The 16230-nt window shown below is 32.1% G+C and carries 16 protein-coding genes and 3 pseudogenes; 10 read left to right on the top strand and 9 right to left on the bottom strand.

All coding sequences use genetic code 11. The features are described 5' to 3' along the window. The 3 genes and pseudogenes from moaCB to VP395_RS10935 all read left to right on the top strand — a co-directional run. Positions 1-912, top strand: coding sequence for a bifunctional molybdenum cofactor biosynthesis protein MoaC/MoaB (gene moaCB, locus VP395_RS10945; RefSeq protein ID WP_346242047.1), 912 nt, complete (start codon positions 1-3; stop codon positions 910-912). A 27-nt stretch (positions 913-939) separates the two neighbouring features. Next, positions 940-1947 carry a GTP 3',8-cyclase MoaA gene (gene moaA, locus VP395_RS10940; protein ID WP_346242046.1) on the top strand — a complete coding sequence of 336 codons (1008 nt, stop codon included), beginning with the start codon at positions 940-942 and terminating at the stop codon, positions 1945-1947. Between the two features lie 122 nt (positions 1948-2069). Beyond that, a pseudogene (locus VP395_RS10935) lies at positions 2070-2678 on the top strand (magnesium chelatase domain-containing protein); the annotation flags it as partial. 115 nt (positions 2679-2793) lie between these two features. Here the strand turns inward: VP395_RS10935 and VP395_RS10930 are convergent. The 5 genes from VP395_RS10930 to VP395_RS10910 form a co-directional block, all read right to left on the bottom strand. Beyond that, positions 2794-3294 (bottom strand): HNH endonuclease, encoded by a 501-nt coding sequence (locus VP395_RS10930; protein WP_346242045.1) that lies wholly within the window; start codon positions 3292-3294, stop codon positions 2794-2796. Positions 3295-3337: 43 nt separating this feature from the next. Next, positions 3338-3742 carry a hypothetical protein gene (locus VP395_RS10925; RefSeq protein ID WP_346242044.1) on the bottom strand — a complete coding sequence of 135 codons (405 nt, stop codon included), beginning with the start codon at positions 3740-3742 and terminating at the stop codon, positions 3338-3340. 150 nt (positions 3743-3892) lie between these two features. Beyond that, complete coding sequence (locus VP395_RS10920; RefSeq protein ID WP_346242043.1) at positions 3893-4504, bottom strand: hypothetical protein; 612 nt, start codon at positions 4502-4504, stop codon at positions 3893-3895. A 44-nt stretch (positions 4505-4548) separates the two neighbouring features. Next, entirely contained in the window at positions 4549-5241 is a 693-nt protein-coding gene (locus tag VP395_RS10915; RefSeq protein WP_346242042.1) for a hypothetical protein, read from the bottom strand. 297 nt (positions 5242-5538) lie between these two features. Next, a complete protein-coding gene (locus VP395_RS10910) occupies positions 5539-6180 on the bottom strand; it encodes a recombinase family protein (protein ID WP_346242041.1) in 642 nt (213 codons plus the stop codon). 321 nt (positions 6181-6501) lie between these two features. Here VP395_RS10910 and VP395_RS10905 point away from each other — a divergent pair, with 321 nt between their 5' ends. Next, on the top strand, positions 6502-6657 hold the full coding sequence (locus tag VP395_RS10905; RefSeq protein ID WP_346242040.1) for a hypothetical protein: 156 nt from the start codon (positions 6502-6504) through the stop codon (positions 6655-6657). A gap of 161 nt (positions 6658-6818) precedes the next feature. On the opposite strand, the gene VP395_RS10900 is transcribed toward VP395_RS10905, so the two are convergent. Then, positions 6819-9473, bottom strand: a complete 2655-nt coding sequence (locus tag VP395_RS10900) for a hypothetical protein (RefSeq protein ID WP_346242039.1) — start codon at positions 9471-9473, stop codon at positions 6819-6821. A gap of 222 nt (positions 9474-9695) precedes the next feature. After that, positions 9696-9980, bottom strand: coding sequence for a hypothetical protein (locus VP395_RS10895; protein ID WP_346242038.1), 285 nt, complete (start codon positions 9978-9980; stop codon positions 9696-9698). Between the two features lie 511 nt (positions 9981-10491). Here VP395_RS10895 and VP395_RS10890 point away from each other — a divergent pair. Further along, positions 10492-10638 carry a hypothetical protein gene (locus VP395_RS10890; protein WP_346242037.1) on the top strand — a complete coding sequence of 49 codons (147 nt, stop codon included), beginning with the start codon at positions 10492-10494 and terminating at the stop codon, positions 10636-10638. Here the strand turns inward: VP395_RS10890 and VP395_RS10885 are convergent. Further along, positions 10635-12155 carry a tyrosine-type recombinase/integrase gene (locus VP395_RS10885; RefSeq protein ID WP_346242036.1) on the bottom strand — a complete coding sequence of 507 codons (1521 nt, stop codon included), beginning with the start codon at positions 12153-12155 and terminating at the stop codon, positions 10635-10637. The genes VP395_RS10890 and VP395_RS10885 overlap by 4 nt on opposite strands. 129 nt (positions 12156-12284) lie before the next feature. Here VP395_RS10885 and VP395_RS10880 point away from each other — a divergent pair. The 5 genes and pseudogenes from VP395_RS10880 to VP395_RS10860 form a co-directional block, all read left to right on the top strand. After that, positions 12285-13241: pseudogene (locus tag VP395_RS10880) on the top strand (YifB family Mg chelatase-like AAA ATPase); the annotation flags it as partial. A 35-nt stretch (positions 13242-13276) separates the two neighbouring features. Next, positions 13277-13981, top strand: a complete 705-nt coding sequence (locus VP395_RS10875; RefSeq protein ID WP_346242035.1) for a hypothetical protein — start codon at positions 13277-13279, stop codon at positions 13979-13981. A gap of 75 nt (positions 13982-14056) precedes the next feature. Further along, positions 14057-14173, top strand: a pseudogene (locus VP395_RS10870) (magnesium chelatase subunit ChlI family protein); the annotation flags it as partial. Between the two features lie 148 nt (positions 14174-14321). Next, positions 14322-14837 (top strand): hypothetical protein, encoded by a 516-nt coding sequence (locus VP395_RS10865; protein ID WP_346242034.1) that lies wholly within the window; start codon positions 14322-14324, stop codon positions 14835-14837. A 58-nt stretch (positions 14838-14895) separates the two neighbouring features. Beyond that, on the top strand, positions 14896-15282 hold the full coding sequence (locus VP395_RS10860) for a biotin/lipoyl-containing protein (protein WP_346242033.1): 387 nt from the start codon (positions 14896-14898) through the stop codon (positions 15280-15282). Between the two features lie 57 nt (positions 15283-15339). On the opposite strand, the gene VP395_RS10855 is transcribed toward VP395_RS10860, so the two are convergent. Further along, the gene (locus VP395_RS10855) at positions 15340-16230 is read right to left on the bottom strand and encodes a transglutaminase family protein (RefSeq protein ID WP_346242032.1); all 891 of its coding nucleotides are present in this window, start codon (positions 16228-16230) and stop codon (positions 15340-15342) included.

Raw genomic sequence — 16230 nt, 5'->3', positions numbered from 1 at the left:
ATGGTAGATATCACACATAAAAACACCACACTACGTACTGCAGTAGCCCAAGCTATTGTAAAAGTAAGCAAACCAGAAACCATTGCAGCTATACAAAACGATCTGGTTCCGAAAGGGAATGTGTTTGCCATGAGTAAAGCTGCGGGTTTATTGGGTGTAAAACGTACGCCTGATATTTTACCCGACTGCCATCCGTTACCTATTGAATTTACAGGTGTGGAATACGAAATAAACGAATTGGAAATCACGGTTTTGTTTACTGTAAAAACCATTTATAAAACTGGGGTAGAGGTTGAAGCGATGCATGGCGCCAGTGTTGTTGCGTTAAATATGTACGATATGTTAAAGCCTATTGATAAAGGTATTGAGATTCACCATATAAAACTATTGCATAAAAAAGGAGGGAAATCTGATTTTAAAAACCGATTTAGAACAGATATTACTGCAGCTGTAATGGTGTGTTCCGATACCATTTCGGCAGGAAATAAAGTAGATAAAGCTGGGAAAGCTATTATTGAAAAACTAAAAGCTTGCGGTATTCAAACCGAAGCTTATGAAATTATTCCGGATGAGTTGGAAATGATTCAGGTTAAAGCCAAACAGTACCAAGAAAATGGTGTTGACTTAATTATTTATACTGGGGGCACAGGGCTTTCAGCACGTGATGTGACACCAGAAGCGTTGGCACCTCTTTTAGATAGACGCATTCCTGGAATTGAAGAAGCCATTCGTAACTACGGACAAGATAGAACACCTTATGCGATGCTATCAAGAAGTGTAGCCGGTACTATTAAAAATACTTTGGTGTTGGCACTTCCAGGATCAACTAACGGAGCCAGTGAGTCTATGGATGCTATATTTCCATCGGTATTGCATATTTTTGGGATACTGAGAGGAGCGAGACACGATTAGCTTATAATGAAGAATGAATAATTGAGAATGAAAAATGAAACCCCCATATTACAAGATTTACATGGTAGACATCATGGGTATTTACGCATTTCGTTAATAGAACGCTGTAATTTACGCTGCTCGTATTGTATGCCTGAAGAAGGTGTTCAGTTATCGCCTAAAAGCCATTTGATGACTTATGAGGAAATTTACCAAATAGCCAAAATCTTTGTAAAACATGGCGTTACAAAAATAAGATTAACAGGTGGCGAGCCATTGGTACGTAAAGATATTCCTGTTATTTTAGAAAAATTAGCGACGCTTCCTGTAGAATTATCAATTACTTCAAATGCTGTGATTATTGATAGGTTTATCGATGTTTTAAAAGTGAATGGAGTTAATAAAATCAACCTTAGTTTAGATTCATTAAACCGTGAAAAATTCAAACATATCACACGTCGCGACCAGTTTGACATCGTTTATAAAAACATGTTGCTATTAGTAGAAGAAGGCTTTAAAGTGAAAGTGAATGTGGTGTTGATGAAGGGATTTAATGAAAATGAAATTATCGATTTTATCAACTTAACCAAAAACTTACCTATTGTAGTCCGCTTTATAGAGTTCATGCCGTTTGATGGAAATAAATGGGATATGGGTAAAATGGTTTCCTATGCAGAAGTGATGACCTATGTAAATGCTTCTTTCACCGAAGAAAATATACAACGCTTACAAGATGCTCCAAACGATACTTCTAAGAATTATAAAATTTCAGGTTATAAAGGTAGTTTTGCTGTGATTAGTTCGGTTACCAATCCGTTTTGCGATTCGTGTAACAGATTGCGGTTAACTGCAAATGGACAGCTGAAAAACTGTTTGTTTTCTTCCGCAGAATCCGATTTATTAACGACGCTTCGTTTGGGAAATGCTATTGAGCCTATTATTCAAAAAGCGGTACAGGCCAAGTTTAAGGTGAGGGGTGGTATGGATACACTCAAAAAACTTCAAGAGCCTAAATTGCATAATAACAACCGAAGTATGATTACTATTGGAGGGTAGTTTTTTTTTTTGTTCATGCGTTGATTTGTTGATTTGGGTGGTTTGAAACTATTGTTAATTTTTTGAAACTAATATTCAGATTAAAAGATACATTTCTTACATTTAAGCAGTAAACAATTTATATGCTTAAAAAAGTTTTTGGAAGTGCTGTTTTTGGTGTGGAAGCTACAACCATTACAGTTGAAGTGAATACCGATACTGGTATTGGATATCATTTAGTTGGTTTGCCCGATAATGCGATTAAAGAGAGTAATTTTCGTATCGCAGCAGCGCTTCAAAATAACGGTTATCGAATTCCAGGAAAAAAGATCATCATCAACATGTCGCCTGCCGATTTACGAAAAGAAGGTTCTGCATACGATTTAACTTTGGCAATAGGTATTCTAGCTTCTTCCAACCAAATAAAAGCTGAAGAGTTAGAGCGTTATATTATTATGGGCGAATTGTCACTTGATGGCACGTTGCAACCCATAAAAGGCGCCTTGCCCATTGCGGTAAAAGCACGACAAGAAGGTTTTAAGGGGTTTATTCTACCGAATCAAAATGCCAAAGAAGCAGCCATTGTAGATAATTTAGAAGTTTACGGTATTGATAATATTAAGCAGGTTATTGATTTTTTTGATAAAGGAGAACCGTTAGAGCAAACCATTATAAATACCCGAGAAGAGTTTGAGAAAAATTTAGATTTTCCAGAACATGATTTTTCAGATGTAAAAGGTCTAAAAAGTATAGTTTTATCTTATTGAAATTTAATTATTTATAATATTATAATATAAAATCGTACAACAATCGTATAACTTTATTGTCTTATTTATACTAAAGAAGTACACAACCATTTATTACTTTTTAATTTCCGCCTTTTCCATAGTTGCATTTATCACACAATGTTTGTAAATTCTTCTTTTCAGTTTTACCGCCTTTTGCAACAGGAATTATATGGTCAATGTGTAATGTAGCTCCGTTTTTTATTCCTCTTCCACATTTCTGACAAGTACTTTTGTCTCTAGTCAAAATTTCGTGTCTTAATTTTGGTCGAATTTCCCTATTGTATAATCCTTTTTCGTAATCCTCATATTCTACTTTTCCAAGATATTCGAATTCAACATCGTAATTCACAGAATATATCATTCTGTTTTCTGACCCTTTTTTAAAATTCATAGTCAATCCATCCTCAAAAGTATAAACCAAATGTTCAACCTTTATTTCTTTATCTACATTTTCAATATCGTATAATTCACATATTTCATCAGATATAAATTCAGTTGAAATCATATCAATTACAAAATATTTCTTTTTGTACAAGATTGCGTCTCCTTCTTCTAATTCGTAAGCTTTTTTTGTTTTCATTCAAATTATTTTTAACACTTTTACTCACACTTGTTTTCAATTTTTAATCATAAGCCAATTCTTTTTTGAGTTGAAAAATTAAATCGATGAATAGGTAAGCACCCTTTTTACTTTTGAAACTAAAAGCTACTCCAGAATTCTGTTCATTATCTTCTGTGTTTTTTATACAATTCCATTCACATTCGAATGATACTTTTCCTATAATTTTTGTACCCTGATATATTTTCTCGTCAGGTTGGTAAACTTCTTTTGTCTTTTCGAGAGGTATTTGAAATCCTTGTATATCTAATATTTTTTCTTGTCTATTTAAAAAAACTTCTTTCAGACTAGGGTCTGCTCCATAAGTAGTTAAATTCTGATTTAATTTATCAATGATGTCTTTAATTTCGTTTTGAGAATAGGAGGTTATTCCAGATATAAATGTTAAAATCAATAAAATGGTTTTCATCAGTTTTGTTTTTTAGTATATAGGTAAATGTTTATGTATCTCTTAAATTAATCTTTATTTCTTCCTTCCGATTTCCTTTCAAAAATTCTTATACACAAACAATGCGACTCACATTGTTTTAGGATAAACTAGTTTTTTTTATATTTGGTTTTATTCGCAGATTTTTTGTCTATCAATATATTCGAGGAAAAAATTATGAATTTTCCTTTCTTGCCCATTGTCAAGTTGATTAAATAAGTCTTTAATAGCAATAAAAATTTCTTTTAAATTAATTAAATCATAAATTTCTTTATCTCTGTTTTTTATTAATTCAGAAGAGTTAAACTTTTTAGATTTCCAGTGAATTAATTTATTTCTTGTGGATATTAAGTTTCTTAACATTTCGAATGATTTTCTAGACTTATCAATTTCTACACCAGAAATAATTTTGGGAATAATAATCCATTTTGATACTGTATCTAATTTATCTAAATATTTTGATGTGTAGGAGTCACCTTTATTTCTTGCGCTAAAATCGTAAATATATGATTCTAAGAACATTGATAAAAAAATTACGCTTATCACAAAATTTTCCCCCATTTCATTTATAATAATCCTATTTTTTTCAAAAATTTCAGCACTTTCAAATTCATTTAAACTCTCATCGTCTTTTTTTAATTTTCCCTTTTTTGTTACAAATTCAATATAATTATCTACACTTATTTTTAAATAAGAAACACTAAGGTTATCTGTTCTAGCAAAAGAATAATCTATTTTCTCCATTTTTTAATTTGTGGCTAACATTGAAAAATAGACAATTGTCCATTTTAATTTCCTTTTTTGTTCAAATATTTATTCACATCGTCTTTACCATATAGAAATGTAACATTTCGTATAAGATTGTCATAAAAATTCGGATTTTCATCATAAAACATAGTTGGAACATCGAGACTAAATGTATATGATAGATTACCAATCAAAGTTTGATAAACTATTGACGTGTTATAATATTCTAAATCTAATTCACGTACTAAATATTTAAACTCTCTTTTCAGCGTAGTTTTGTTTTTTAAATACGTTTTACTTGCTTTAAAATCCTCTGCTTTTGAATTAAATTGTTTTGGTATTAAAACTTTATATGTATAATCCATTTTTTCTTTTTGGATTTGATACATTTCCCAAATATCAGGTGTTTTTTCATTTTCAGCCACTTTTAATTCAATAACATTAATTGCAAAAGTAATAGCTGAATCTGGTTGAAAAGTCCGAAAAATTGTATGTTCAGATACTCCTGCATCTGAAGACCAATGATTTGGTGCATCGAATGATACTTTGTATTTATAGTTAGAGTATAAATTTGTTATCGAATCAAAATGTTCGGTATGTTCAGGTAATAAATCAGCGTCTTTTTGTTCTTTGTATGATTTTTCAAAATCGTCAGTTACGCCAGCTTTCTTTTTATTCTCTTGGCAAGACGCTAATGTTATAGTAAAAAACAAGAGTAAAGTAATGTTCTTCATAGTTTGGTTTTAATTGTTGCTAACAATTGGATATAGACAATTTTCAATATCCACATTATAACACTAAAAGTATAAATCTTTTTTATAAACATTTACAATATACTATACTATATACATAATTACCAACTTCAAAACTCAATAAAAAAAAACAATAAACCTTATTTAATAATTTTAGATTTTATAAAAATCCTTTCAAAACCATAGCCACAACGCACATTTTAGACCCCCATCCCCTGTATGCTCTCATATACACCAAATACGGTTATTTAATGTAGGGTTACTATATAGGGTAGTGTTTCAACTTGCTAATCGTTGGACTTGTACGGCTTGGAACTGTTTACCACGGCTTGTTTTAAATCCGTGTTCGTTTAGTTGGCTTGCAATTTGGCTAAACTTATAGCCTTGCTTCAATAATACATTTATAAATGCTTTGGCTTTGGTGTTATTCGGGTTTGCTTTGGCTTTTGCTTTATTTGTGGCAACGCCTTTTAAACGTCCAGCATCACTAAAATTTTGCGGTTTACCCAACTTAACACCTTTTTTCTTTAACTCGGCTAACGCTTGTTTGGTACGTGTACTAATCAAATCGGCTTCGTGTTCAGCCAGCGCACTAAAAATATGAATGGTTAACTTATTTGCGTGTGGCATATCTAATGCCTTAAACTCAATACCGCTATCCATTAATTTAGTGATAAAATTTAGATTACGTGTTAAACGGTCTAGTTTTGCAATTAGTAACGTTGCACCCGTTTGTTTACATACTTCAATTGCTTTGGTTAATTGTATGCGTACCTTTTTATTAGTACCAGTTTCTTTTTCCACAAACTCACTTACAACCTCATCACTAGATTTTAGGTATCTGTTAATAATGGTTTGTTGAGCATCTAAACCCAAACTTTGTTTTTTCGTGGAAACTCTGCAATAAGTAACGTATTTCATAATCTAATTTTTAGCTGAAACAAAGATAATAAAATATTTTACATTACTAGAATGTTCGTTGTAGTAATGTAAAATTTAGGTAAAATATGTTTTTCCACTCTAAAATGATTATAAAGCAACAAAAAAAGTAATAGATTTTATTTATGGTATTGTAGGTTTGTTATAGGTTTTTCATTGTCCTTTTCGTAAACACCCTTTTTAGGTACATTGTAAAACACTTGATTTTGTAAGGTGTGAGAGCCAAACTGTTAAATTCTGATATATACATAAGGCGGTTTAACAGAACTCAAACTCTTAGGAGTGTTTTAAAGATAATTTATTATGAAAAAAAGAAAATATATTAAGATACCGTTACCTAAATGGACGTGGTGGCAATTTAGTTTTGTGGGTGCTGTTTTTATTTTAGCACTTAAACCTAGTACTAGCATATCGGGATTAATCCAACTTATTGAAACTCTAACTAAATTAATCAAATAATTGTACCCATTAAAAAGTGGCACGTGCTTAGCGGTTGTTCTTATAGTACCTACTTCTTAGCACGCCCCACTTTATTTATACACTTTTCCAGTATTTATAAGGGTTTTAAGCGTTTTAGCTTAAAATTTGATGGCGGTACGTATCATATTGTCCGCCACGAACTAACTAGCCAAATCAATGTAATTGGTTACAAATCCAATACCGTTATGCGGTGCATCCGTTGTTAAACCTTGGTACTCGGTACTATCGTTAAATAATTCCACGTGGTACACATAATCTTTTACCACCGTTGGTAATATTATATTGTGTTTATCAACTAATTCTAACGGCATAATTATAGCATCGTGGAAACGGAACGTTTTAAACGGTAATATGTTTTGGTAGTTTTCCATTAGTATTTTTTCGTTAGCTGTCATAACCTCGTAAAAACTACCTTTTTCTACACTTGCCGTCATACGTGCTAATTTAGTGGCGTTAGCGTTACAGAAACCAGCATCCAAATAAACTTTTTTAGCATTTGAAACCGTTGCATAATGGTTATTTAACTGACTATTAAACAATTTTTTAGCTTTATTTCTAGTAATCCCACGGTTAAGCATCAAATTCGGGTACACTTGTAAACCTACCTTAGTATTTAACATATTATCGACAATTTGCGGATTTGCGCTAGTTAAATCGATACCTATCATTTTAATTGGTATTATTTCACGTAACGCCTTTGGTGTTTGTGTTAACGGGTTGTACTCACGGTTTTTATTTTCCGTCCTTTTACCAATTTTACCGTTAGTTAATAGGAAAACTAAAACGTTAATCATTTTTTGTTTAATAGCTTTACGTGTATTGTGGTTAATATAATCGCCTGTGGCATCGAGTTCCTTAAATACCGTTTTACTAATCTCGTTTAACCAGTCGGTTTCGTCGTCGGTCAGGATTACATTAACAGTTCGTAATTCCTTTACAATTAAATTTTTAACAGTTCTATTGCGTTGGTTTTTATCACTTACTAGCGGTTTGTAAAAATTCACGTTGTGGAAATATTCGTATAAATTAATTTCACGCTCGCTATTTTCGGGTAAAATGCTTGCATTTATCCTGTGGCACATATACAAAAATTGCCAGTCATTTGTTAAATAGGTATCGTTTAACAATTTGCTAACCACATCGTTAAAATATAAACGCTTTGCTCGGTCGTTAACCACATCTGTTAATTGATTAAAATAGTAACGTGTATCAACATTTGCACGTATAAACAAATCCATACTTTTATAAAACTCGTTAGCGTAAACACGTTTATTATTTAGTTTATCCACTAGTTCCGCATTCGTAGATTTTAACAGATATGCGGTTAGGTACTCAAACGCTAAACCAGTACTAAAACTACCGTTATCTTTGGTTTTTAAATTGTATTTAGCGGTTTTATAGCTGTTGAGCAATACGTTAACATTTAGTTTCAACAAATTGGTTAAACGTTCCTTAAACGGTGTCGCATTGCTGTATTTTTCCAGTTCTACGTTACTACTAACATAATCGGTAACGATAAAATCAGCATCGTTTAAACATTCCAATAGCACATTTTTGTTATACAATTGGTAATTTATCACTTTGTTAAAAACTGGTTGCAGTAACAACGCCCTGTTAACGTGTAACTGTGGTGTTATTTGTTCGTAGTCCGCAATTTGCGTGTAATAGGTTGCGCCATGCGCCACCGTATTGTAGTAACTTAAATCGTTATTATATTTGGTAATTGCGTTAGTTATTTCAGCCGTTGAGGTTGGGTAACACGTTTGTTTTTTCGTGGTAACATCATACTTTGCTGTAACGTTCACAAACAACGCATTTAACACAGTATTACGGCAACGCCCGTATGCCTGTATAATATCATTAACACCAATTTTATACGCATCTGTACATTGGTTAGATACTATGCAAATACTAACATCTTTTTTAATGTCGAATCCAGCAAAATATGCACTAGAGCATACAAGTAAATCACAATCCGTTAACTCGGCATCGTTAATATTATTGGTGCGGTCATACGGTGCAATTTTTATCGCTAGATTTTTACCAACTAAGTTTTTAACGTTTTTAAATTTATTGCTGACGTGGTAATTTTTATCATTTGTAAATAAAACTACCGTGCGACCTTTAGCGTTTTCGGTTTGGATAAATTCGTGTACGTCTTTAGCGTTATAACTAATTTGCAGTTGCTTTTTTGGTTGGTCGGCTCGGACTAAGTTGTAATATTTAGCATCGTTGGTAAACACATCTAAATTATCATAGTTCGGTGTTGCTGTTGATAATTTAAACGGTGCGTGCCATTCGTTATATACCAGCTCCAGAAATTCCCCCATTTCATTGCGAAAATCGGACGTTGTTGTATATGCGTGGTATTCGTCAATAAAAATAGGAATCTTAACCAGTTGGTTATATAGTTCCGTATCGGTGTTACGTAGTTTAACTATTTGGTTAGGTGTGCAGTTAATTATTAAATTCTGCAAATTAACTGGTGTTAACCCCAAATAATTGCTAACATTACGCCACGAATTTAACGAGTTTTCTTTTTGCGAATCCGCATATATAAAAACTTGTTTATGGCTTTTGTATAAACCTTTTCGTTTGCCTGTTATCATTCCAGTATTCGGACTAATTATTAAAACGTTGCCACCTTTATAATCTAGTAAGGCACTTGTGCCACCAATTCCAGTACTACCTTTTATTATGTAACTATTGTGTGTGAAATCGGTCATAACGTCTAATGCTCGACCATTTACATATTTGTTTTGAAATTTAATTGTTTCAACATCATCATTATACATTTATCGGTTAAATGTATTCGGAAAACCATTTTTAAATACATTGACTTTTTACAGAATTTTCATATATTTAATATAGAGTGGTTTTCTCGGTCTGCACGCTCATTTGCTCTAACAAATGGCTAACTAGGTGCAGTTATAATAAAATGGTAAAAGGATAGTTTTAGAAGTTTGCGCTTTGGCTATCCTTTTTATTTGCCACCATTTCAAGGCATTTAATATCTGTTATTCCACTTTAATAACGTAATCGTTATAAATGGTTTTAAGTCGTTTCAACGTTTGCGAACGGCTCGAAGTTATAACGCTGTATTCCTTACTCCCAACGTTTCCCTCTAACGGTTGTATAGTATTTAGCCATACGTTTTTTATTGTCCTAAATGCTTGTTTCGTGTCATTATAGGTGTTCAAAAACAATAACAACAAAAAAGCATCTTTTCGCTCCTGTAAGGTTAGTTTTTGGTAATCCGTATTTAAGCCATACGTGGCGTTTTCTCTAGGTAAATAAATCATAAATTTGAGTTTTTAATAAAATGTTATATGATTAAATATGTGCAATTCTCAAAAAAAGTCAATAGGTAAAATGATTTTTACGAATAATTTATTAAAAAGTACTTATTTGTAAATTATTATTTGTTTTATCGTATTATTTGTGAATAAAATGCACTATTTTATTGGTATGTGTACGGTTATAACCATACTCGTTTAGTTTAGTATTTCCTTTTCCTATGGTTAAATCGATAATATACCCCCTCCGTGGGTGGTAGGTTTTACAATTGGTCGCAGATTTAAAAGTTATCGGTAACTTTTCTTACGTTTACTATATAAAAGTTAGTACCCATTGAAAAAGTTAGACCCGTTCAGAAAATTTTTATAATTTTTTTTAATATTTATTTGAAAGAGAAAACTATGATACTAAAACTAACTGTAAACCAATTTAAGCAACTTTATAACATATATGGCATAACGCACCCGATTAACGTAAAAAGTCGTAAATTAGCCACAAAATTAGCCCACATAATAAATGCTAGACCCCAACGAAAATAAATATAAATACGATGCTCGTTATTGGTGGATTTCCACACCATTGGCAAGGCGTGTTGTTTTTGTTCTAATATTGGTGGTTGTGGTTTTTGCGGTGCTAAACGAATATTTTAATTTGGTTTATTAGTTGGTAAAACTATTTGAAAGGTCATCGTTTATATTCAATAATCTTGCATTTGGTAGCTGTGATATGTATGTTTGAGTTGTGGCTAAATTAGAATGTCCTAACGCCTTACTTACTGCGACTACATCCGCATCACTATTTAAAATTAACTGCGTATAGGTATGTCGTGCAACGTGGCTACTTAAATTTATTTTAATCTCGGCTTGCTTTTTAATTTCTTTTAATAATCCATTGTAGTAACTGCGTGTACCTTGTAAACGAGAATATTGTTTGTCGGTCAGTTCCTCGCCATCTTTATAATTTTTAAATAGTTCATCATTTGTGAAAAAATGAAACACGAAGTCGTTAGCGTGGTCGCCTTTGGATAAACTATTTATGAGCGTTGCAAATTCATTATGTATTTTAGTTTTAACTTCATTTAGTTTACCCTCGAACATTCTTATAATTTCCTTTTGTCCTAATTCCCAACCTAAACGAGTGGCTTCTTTTTTATTCCCGTTATCACTATCCAGTAATTGTGTGATTTTATTAATCTCTTTTTTGCTATCGGTTTCCGCTAGTAACTTTTTTGCTTTAGCAATTTCATCGTTATAACGTTCGTTGTGAAACTCCAAATCGGTAACACGTTCAACAATAGTTTTATCGTACTGTTTTAAGCGTTTTAAGAGTAGTTTACACGATATTTGAGTTAGTTTAAGAGTAACTTTTTTCTTACTCTTATATTGTCTGTAATCAATTAGTATAACACCGTTAGTAACTTCAAAATTAGACCATTTCAAAAGTTGAACATCGCTAACACGCATACCTTGACCGAACAATTGAAATAAAAATATACTTGCAATTTCGTTGAGGTCAACATTTAAACTATTATACCGTTGTATTCTGTTATCTTTAAAATCTGTATTTAACAATCTACTAACTTCATCTTTGGTTAATGTTTTATGCTTAGTGTCTGTGAATTTTAGCTTAAGTAATGCAAAAGGATTATGATAATAATTTACAATACCGCTTTTGATACCTTTGTTAATCATAGCTTTAAAACTTTTCATATTATAGTTTGCGGTATTTTGAGCGCACCCAGTATTACGCATATAACTATAAAAACCTTGTACGTGGTCAGTATTCAATTGATGAAATTTTAAATCATCTAAGCCAACATTGTTTAAATAACCACTAAATCTATTTTTAACATCTTTATATTTTGCTCTAGTTCCAGAGTTTACGGTGTTCTCTATAACAGAATTGTAAAAACTAATAATGGTTTTATTGTTGGTTTGTATGGCTTGCTGTGGTGTGTCGTACTTGCTTAACTCCTTTAGGGTTTGCTCAATCTTTTCGTTAATTGCATCTGCGTTATCTTCATTTTTAGAAACCCGTTGTTTATCTTCTAACCAATTACGACCACTAATTTTAATACCTAAACTTTTTATTTTAGTTTTACGATTCTCAATAATTCGTATCTTTAAAAAACCTTGTTTATCATTTTTTTTAACTGGTCGGTATATTATTTTAATGCTCATTTTGAAAGTAATCCAATTGTTAAATCGTACAACAATTGTACAACAAATAAATGAAATACACTAATTGTGATACATTGTTTAAATTATAAGTCATTGTAAATAAGTGTATTAATAATTATATTTCTTTGTTTTTCCATTGTAAAAGGGCAGGAAGGTATTAAACGTTGTATGGAAATTGCGGCAGCAGGCGGACACAATATTATTTTAATTGGACCACCGGGTGCAGGAAAAACCATGTTAGCCAAACGTTTACCAAGTATTTTACCACCCATGACACTTCATGAAGCGCTGGAAACCACGAAAATCCATTCGGTAGTTGGTCGTGTAAAAGATTCAGGTTTGATGGCACAACGTCCGTTTCGTAGTCCGCATCACACTATTTCAGATGTCGCATTAGTCGGAGGAGGTGCGTTTCCGCAACCTGGAGAAATTTCTTTATCACATAACGGCGTATTGTTTTTAGATGAGTTGCCCGAATTTAAGCGTGGTGTTTTAGAAGTATTGCGACAACCTTTGGAAGATAGGGAAGTGACTATTTCGCGTGCAAAGTTTACGGTCACCTATCCATCTTCGTTTATGTTGGTGGCAAGTATGAACCCAAGTCCGGGTGGTTATTTTAACGACCCTAATGCGCCTGTAACCTCAAGTCCTGCGGAAATGCAGCGTTATTTAAGTAAAATTTCTGGGCCTTTGTTAGATAGAATAGATATTCATATAGAAGTGACGCCCGTACCTTTTGAAAAACTATCGGAAGATAGAAAAGGAGAGACGTCCGTTGACATAAGAAAACGAGTAACACGAGCCAGAGAAATACAAACCGAACGCTTTAAAGAAAGTGATGCGGTACATTACAACGCACAAATGAACACAAAACAAATTAGAAAATATTGTGTTTTAGACGACGCTTCAAAGCAATTATTAAAAACCGCAATGGAACGTTTGAATTTATCGGCACGAGCTTATGATAGAATTTTAAAAGTTTCCAGAACCATTGCCGATTTAGAAGGTGTTGAAGAAGTAAATGGCTCACACATTAGTGAAGCGATTCAATATAGAAGTTTGGATAGAGAAGGGTGGTTGGGGTAGATTAAAAATATTAATTTTATTACATGTTTAAAAAAATGGATAAATTATCAGTTTTGTATGCAATACTTGGAGGCATATTTGCTTTGCTATTTACACTTCGCCAAATGAAAGTGTCAAGTGATAAGGATTCAAAGGATGATAAATTTAAAGAAAGTTTAAATAACAATATTAAAGAGATAAAAGATAGTGATAAAAATTTTGATGATGTTTCTAAAGAATTTAATAGGCAAGGTCGAAACATAGATACATTAAATAAAAGTATAGAAAATTTAAAAACTATTAATTCAACAACCAATATTCTTCCCTCTGAAAAAGACCCTATACTGCGAGTACAAATGGCAGGTAAAGGAATTTATCTAGAGGGAAATCCACCGTCTCACTTTAGGCTTCATTTTCGGAGTGACGATGCCGGTTCTACAAATTTCAATATTAAAACATTTGTATTGATTATATTTAATTCCGGTAAATACGTTTTAGAAGAACCATCATTATTTGATAAAGACGATAAATTTTCTAGCACTTCTTTAGCTATGAAGCCTATAACTAGCACAGTCAAGGATGTAAAATTTTTATATTTTTATATTACTGGAACATATTCTAATTTGAGCATGTCAAAAAATTATAGTATTAATGAAGTTTACCGCTATCAATCTGATACAAAGGAGACTTGGGGTGTAGTTCATGACCAAATGAAAAATGTTATAGATGAAATAAATAAGATTTTAAAAAAAACTAGATAAGAATTAATGCCTTCATTTTAAATTTGGTGATTGCAGTAAAGTTGAAAAATAATAATGAACTATATGTCCGAATGGGTAATTAAAGTATCAAGAACTATTGCAGATTTAGAAGGTGTTGAAACTGTTAATGGTTCACATATTGGTGAAGCGATTCAATACAGAAGCTTAGATAGAGACGGGTGGTTGGGTTAAACTCCTGCCTTTCGTCAAGCTCAAGATAAATTACTGCTGGAATTTCTCCTGAGAAAATTAAAAACTAATCTTTAACCCCACTAGCTAGAAGATCGCGGTGGACAGAGGTAGTTTTAAAGATTAAATTTCACTTTGTTGTTTGTTTTTTATGAATTTAAAAAGTTTTATTCTAATTATACTTATTTCAAATTTGTTTGCTATTTCTTTTGCTCAAAAGAAACTTGGACTTTATGGAGATTACGAAAGAGACACCCTTCAAGGCAGGAACTTTGGAGATTTTATAAAGCCAAAGAAAACAGTTTATAATTATTCGTTTTCTGAAGTTGATATTGTTCCAACTTTTACTAAGAAATGTGCGGGATTAGATAATAATAGCGATAAAGAAAAATGTTTTGGTGATTATTTTTTTGAAATATTAAGAAAGAGAATGCAAATTCCTGATGGGCTTAAAGAGAATAGACCTATTATAGTGGTAACAAAATTTACAATCAACGAGCTAGGTGAAATTCAGGATATCATTATTTTAGAAAGTAATGATTATACTGGCAAGGTTAAAAATATCATCATTAAAGTTTTAAATAAAATGCCTCAAATAAAGCCGGCAATGATAAATAATCAATTTGTTAAAGTAAACTATAGTTTCCCTATTAAAATTTCATTATAATTTATTGCAAGAAATTGAATCTAAAAATTTCATTATACTTTTTCAACTAAAATTCAAAATGAAAAAAATCCTCCAATTTCTGTTTCCTAATTTGTTTCCTCCAGATTTAGTAGGAAAGAGAACTGTTGTAAATTTAAAAAGCGATTTGCGTTCACAATTAACAAATGATAATTCAAAAGAAACAGAAATTAGCTTTAAACTTGAAGCTGGGAAAATTCAAACTGTGAACATGCCTAACGTTAGGAATCAAGATAATTTTGAAGTTATAGAATGGCTTTGTAAGGTTGGAGATGTTGTAAAGCGAGGTCAAATAATTTGTGTTTTAGAGAATGAAAATATTTCTATGGAATTTGAAAGCTTTACTGAAGCAAAAATTCTTTATATATGTGATAAACACATCGTTTTATATGAAGGAGACGTTTTATTCAAATTACGTGGAGTTTGAAAATTGAAAACCCGCTACCGATAAGTATAAGTATTTAATATATAAAAAACAATTTTCCTAAACTGCAGGCCTTATATCAACAGCTACTTTCATCTTATTTTTACCTGTGCTATAAATTACACCTTTTAGTGGTGGTACATCGTAATAATCGCGTCCCCAAGACACTGTAATATGTTGGTTTTTTGGAATTTGATTGTTTGTCGGGTCAAAATCTACCCATCCAAACGTAGGGATGTAAACAGAAAACCACGCATGCGATGCATCGGTACCAACCAATTTTTCTTTTCCAGGAGGAGGCAGAGTTTCAATATAACCGCTCACGTATCTTGCAGGCAACCCCATAGAACGTACACAGGCAATAGCAATTTGTGCAAAATCTTGACAAACCCCTTTTTTCTCTTTCATTACCTCATGTATTGGTGTTGCAATGGTGCTAAAACCAGCATCAAATTTAAATTCAGTATAAATACGTTGCATCAACTCATATGCAGCTTCAAAAACAGGTCGGTTGGGTTTGAAAGACTGTTCTGCATAGGTTTTAATATCTGCTGAAATTCTGGTGATAAAAATAGATTCTAATATATATTGCTTAGCCTCAATGTTATCGGGACTATTTGCTTTTAATGTATGTATTGCTTGTGATAAAGTTATTGTTTTGCCAGAAATTGAATTTTCAATATTTGGTTGTAGTGTATAATCTCGGATTACTTTACTTATGGCATTGACTTTTAATTCAGTATGGTGTTTTTGAATGGAGAAACGCGTAACGGTGTTACCAAAAAAATCGATACGTTCTGAAATTTCAGAAGGTGTGGGGCTAATTTCAAGGGTGTATTCCTCTAGAGTTTGCCCTAACATGGTTTTAGGCTTTATGGTTGCAATATTATGGCAAAAGGTAACGCCACTTTCGTAATTATAACTAGTGGTATGCGATAATTGGAATTTCAT

It is taken from the genome of Mariniflexile soesokkakense, assembly GCF_039650365.1.
Taxonomy (GTDB): domain Bacteria; phylum Bacteroidota; class Bacteroidia; order Flavobacteriales; family Flavobacteriaceae; genus Mariniflexile; species Mariniflexile soesokkakense.
Note: the sequence above shows the minus strand (reverse complement) of the source record. Positions and strands in the feature narration are given on the sequence as shown.

What these genes read in the sequence shown, in the direction of transcription:
- moaCB (WP_346242047.1), top strand. Translation starts at nt 1, where the DNA reads ATGGTAGATATCACACATAAAAACACCACACTACGTACTGCAGTAGCC.
- moaA (WP_346242046.1), top strand. Translation starts at nt 940, where the DNA reads ATGAAAAATGAAACCCCCATATTACAAGATTTACATGGTAGACATCAT.
- VP395_RS10930 (WP_346242045.1), bottom strand. Translation starts at nt 3,294, where the DNA reads ATGAAAACAAAAAAAGCTTACGAATTAGAAGAAGGAGACGCAATCTTG.
- VP395_RS10925 (WP_346242044.1), bottom strand. Translation starts at nt 3,742, where the DNA reads ATGAAAACCATTTTATTGATTTTAACATTTATATCTGGAATAACCTCC.
- VP395_RS10920 (WP_346242043.1), bottom strand. Translation starts at nt 4,504, where the DNA reads ATGGAGAAAATAGATTATTCTTTTGCTAGAACAGATAACCTTAGTGTT.
- VP395_RS10915 (WP_346242042.1), bottom strand. Translation starts at nt 5,241, where the DNA reads ATGAAGAACATTACTTTACTCTTGTTTTTTACTATAACATTAGCGTCT.
- VP395_RS10910 (WP_346242041.1), bottom strand. Translation starts at nt 6,180, where the DNA reads ATGAAATACGTTACTTATTGCAGAGTTTCCACGAAAAAACAAAGTTTG.
- VP395_RS10905 (WP_346242040.1), top strand. Translation starts at nt 6,502, where the DNA reads ATGAAAAAAAGAAAATATATTAAGATACCGTTACCTAAATGGACGTGG.
- VP395_RS10900 (WP_346242039.1), bottom strand. Translation starts at nt 9,473, where the DNA reads ATGTATAATGATGATGTTGAAACAATTAAATTTCAAAACAAATATGTA.
- VP395_RS10895 (WP_346242038.1), bottom strand. Translation starts at nt 9,980, where the DNA reads ATGATTTATTTACCTAGAGAAAACGCCACGTATGGCTTAAATACGGAT.
- VP395_RS10890 (WP_346242037.1), top strand. Translation starts at nt 10,492, where the DNA reads ATGCTAGACCCCAACGAAAATAAATATAAATACGATGCTCGTTATTGG.
- VP395_RS10885 (WP_346242036.1), bottom strand. Translation starts at nt 12,155, where the DNA reads ATGAGCATTAAAATAATATACCGACCAGTTAAAAAAAATGATAAACAA.
- VP395_RS10875 (WP_346242035.1), top strand. Translation starts at nt 13,277, where the DNA reads ATGGATAAATTATCAGTTTTGTATGCAATACTTGGAGGCATATTTGCT.
- VP395_RS10865 (WP_346242034.1), top strand. Translation starts at nt 14,322, where the DNA reads ATGAATTTAAAAAGTTTTATTCTAATTATACTTATTTCAAATTTGTTT.
- VP395_RS10860 (WP_346242033.1), top strand. Translation starts at nt 14,896, where the DNA reads ATGAAAAAAATCCTCCAATTTCTGTTTCCTAATTTGTTTCCTCCAGAT.
- VP395_RS10855 (WP_346242032.1), bottom strand. Translation starts at nt 16,230, where the DNA reads ATGAAATTCCAATTATCGCATACCACTAGTTATAATTACGAAAGTGGC.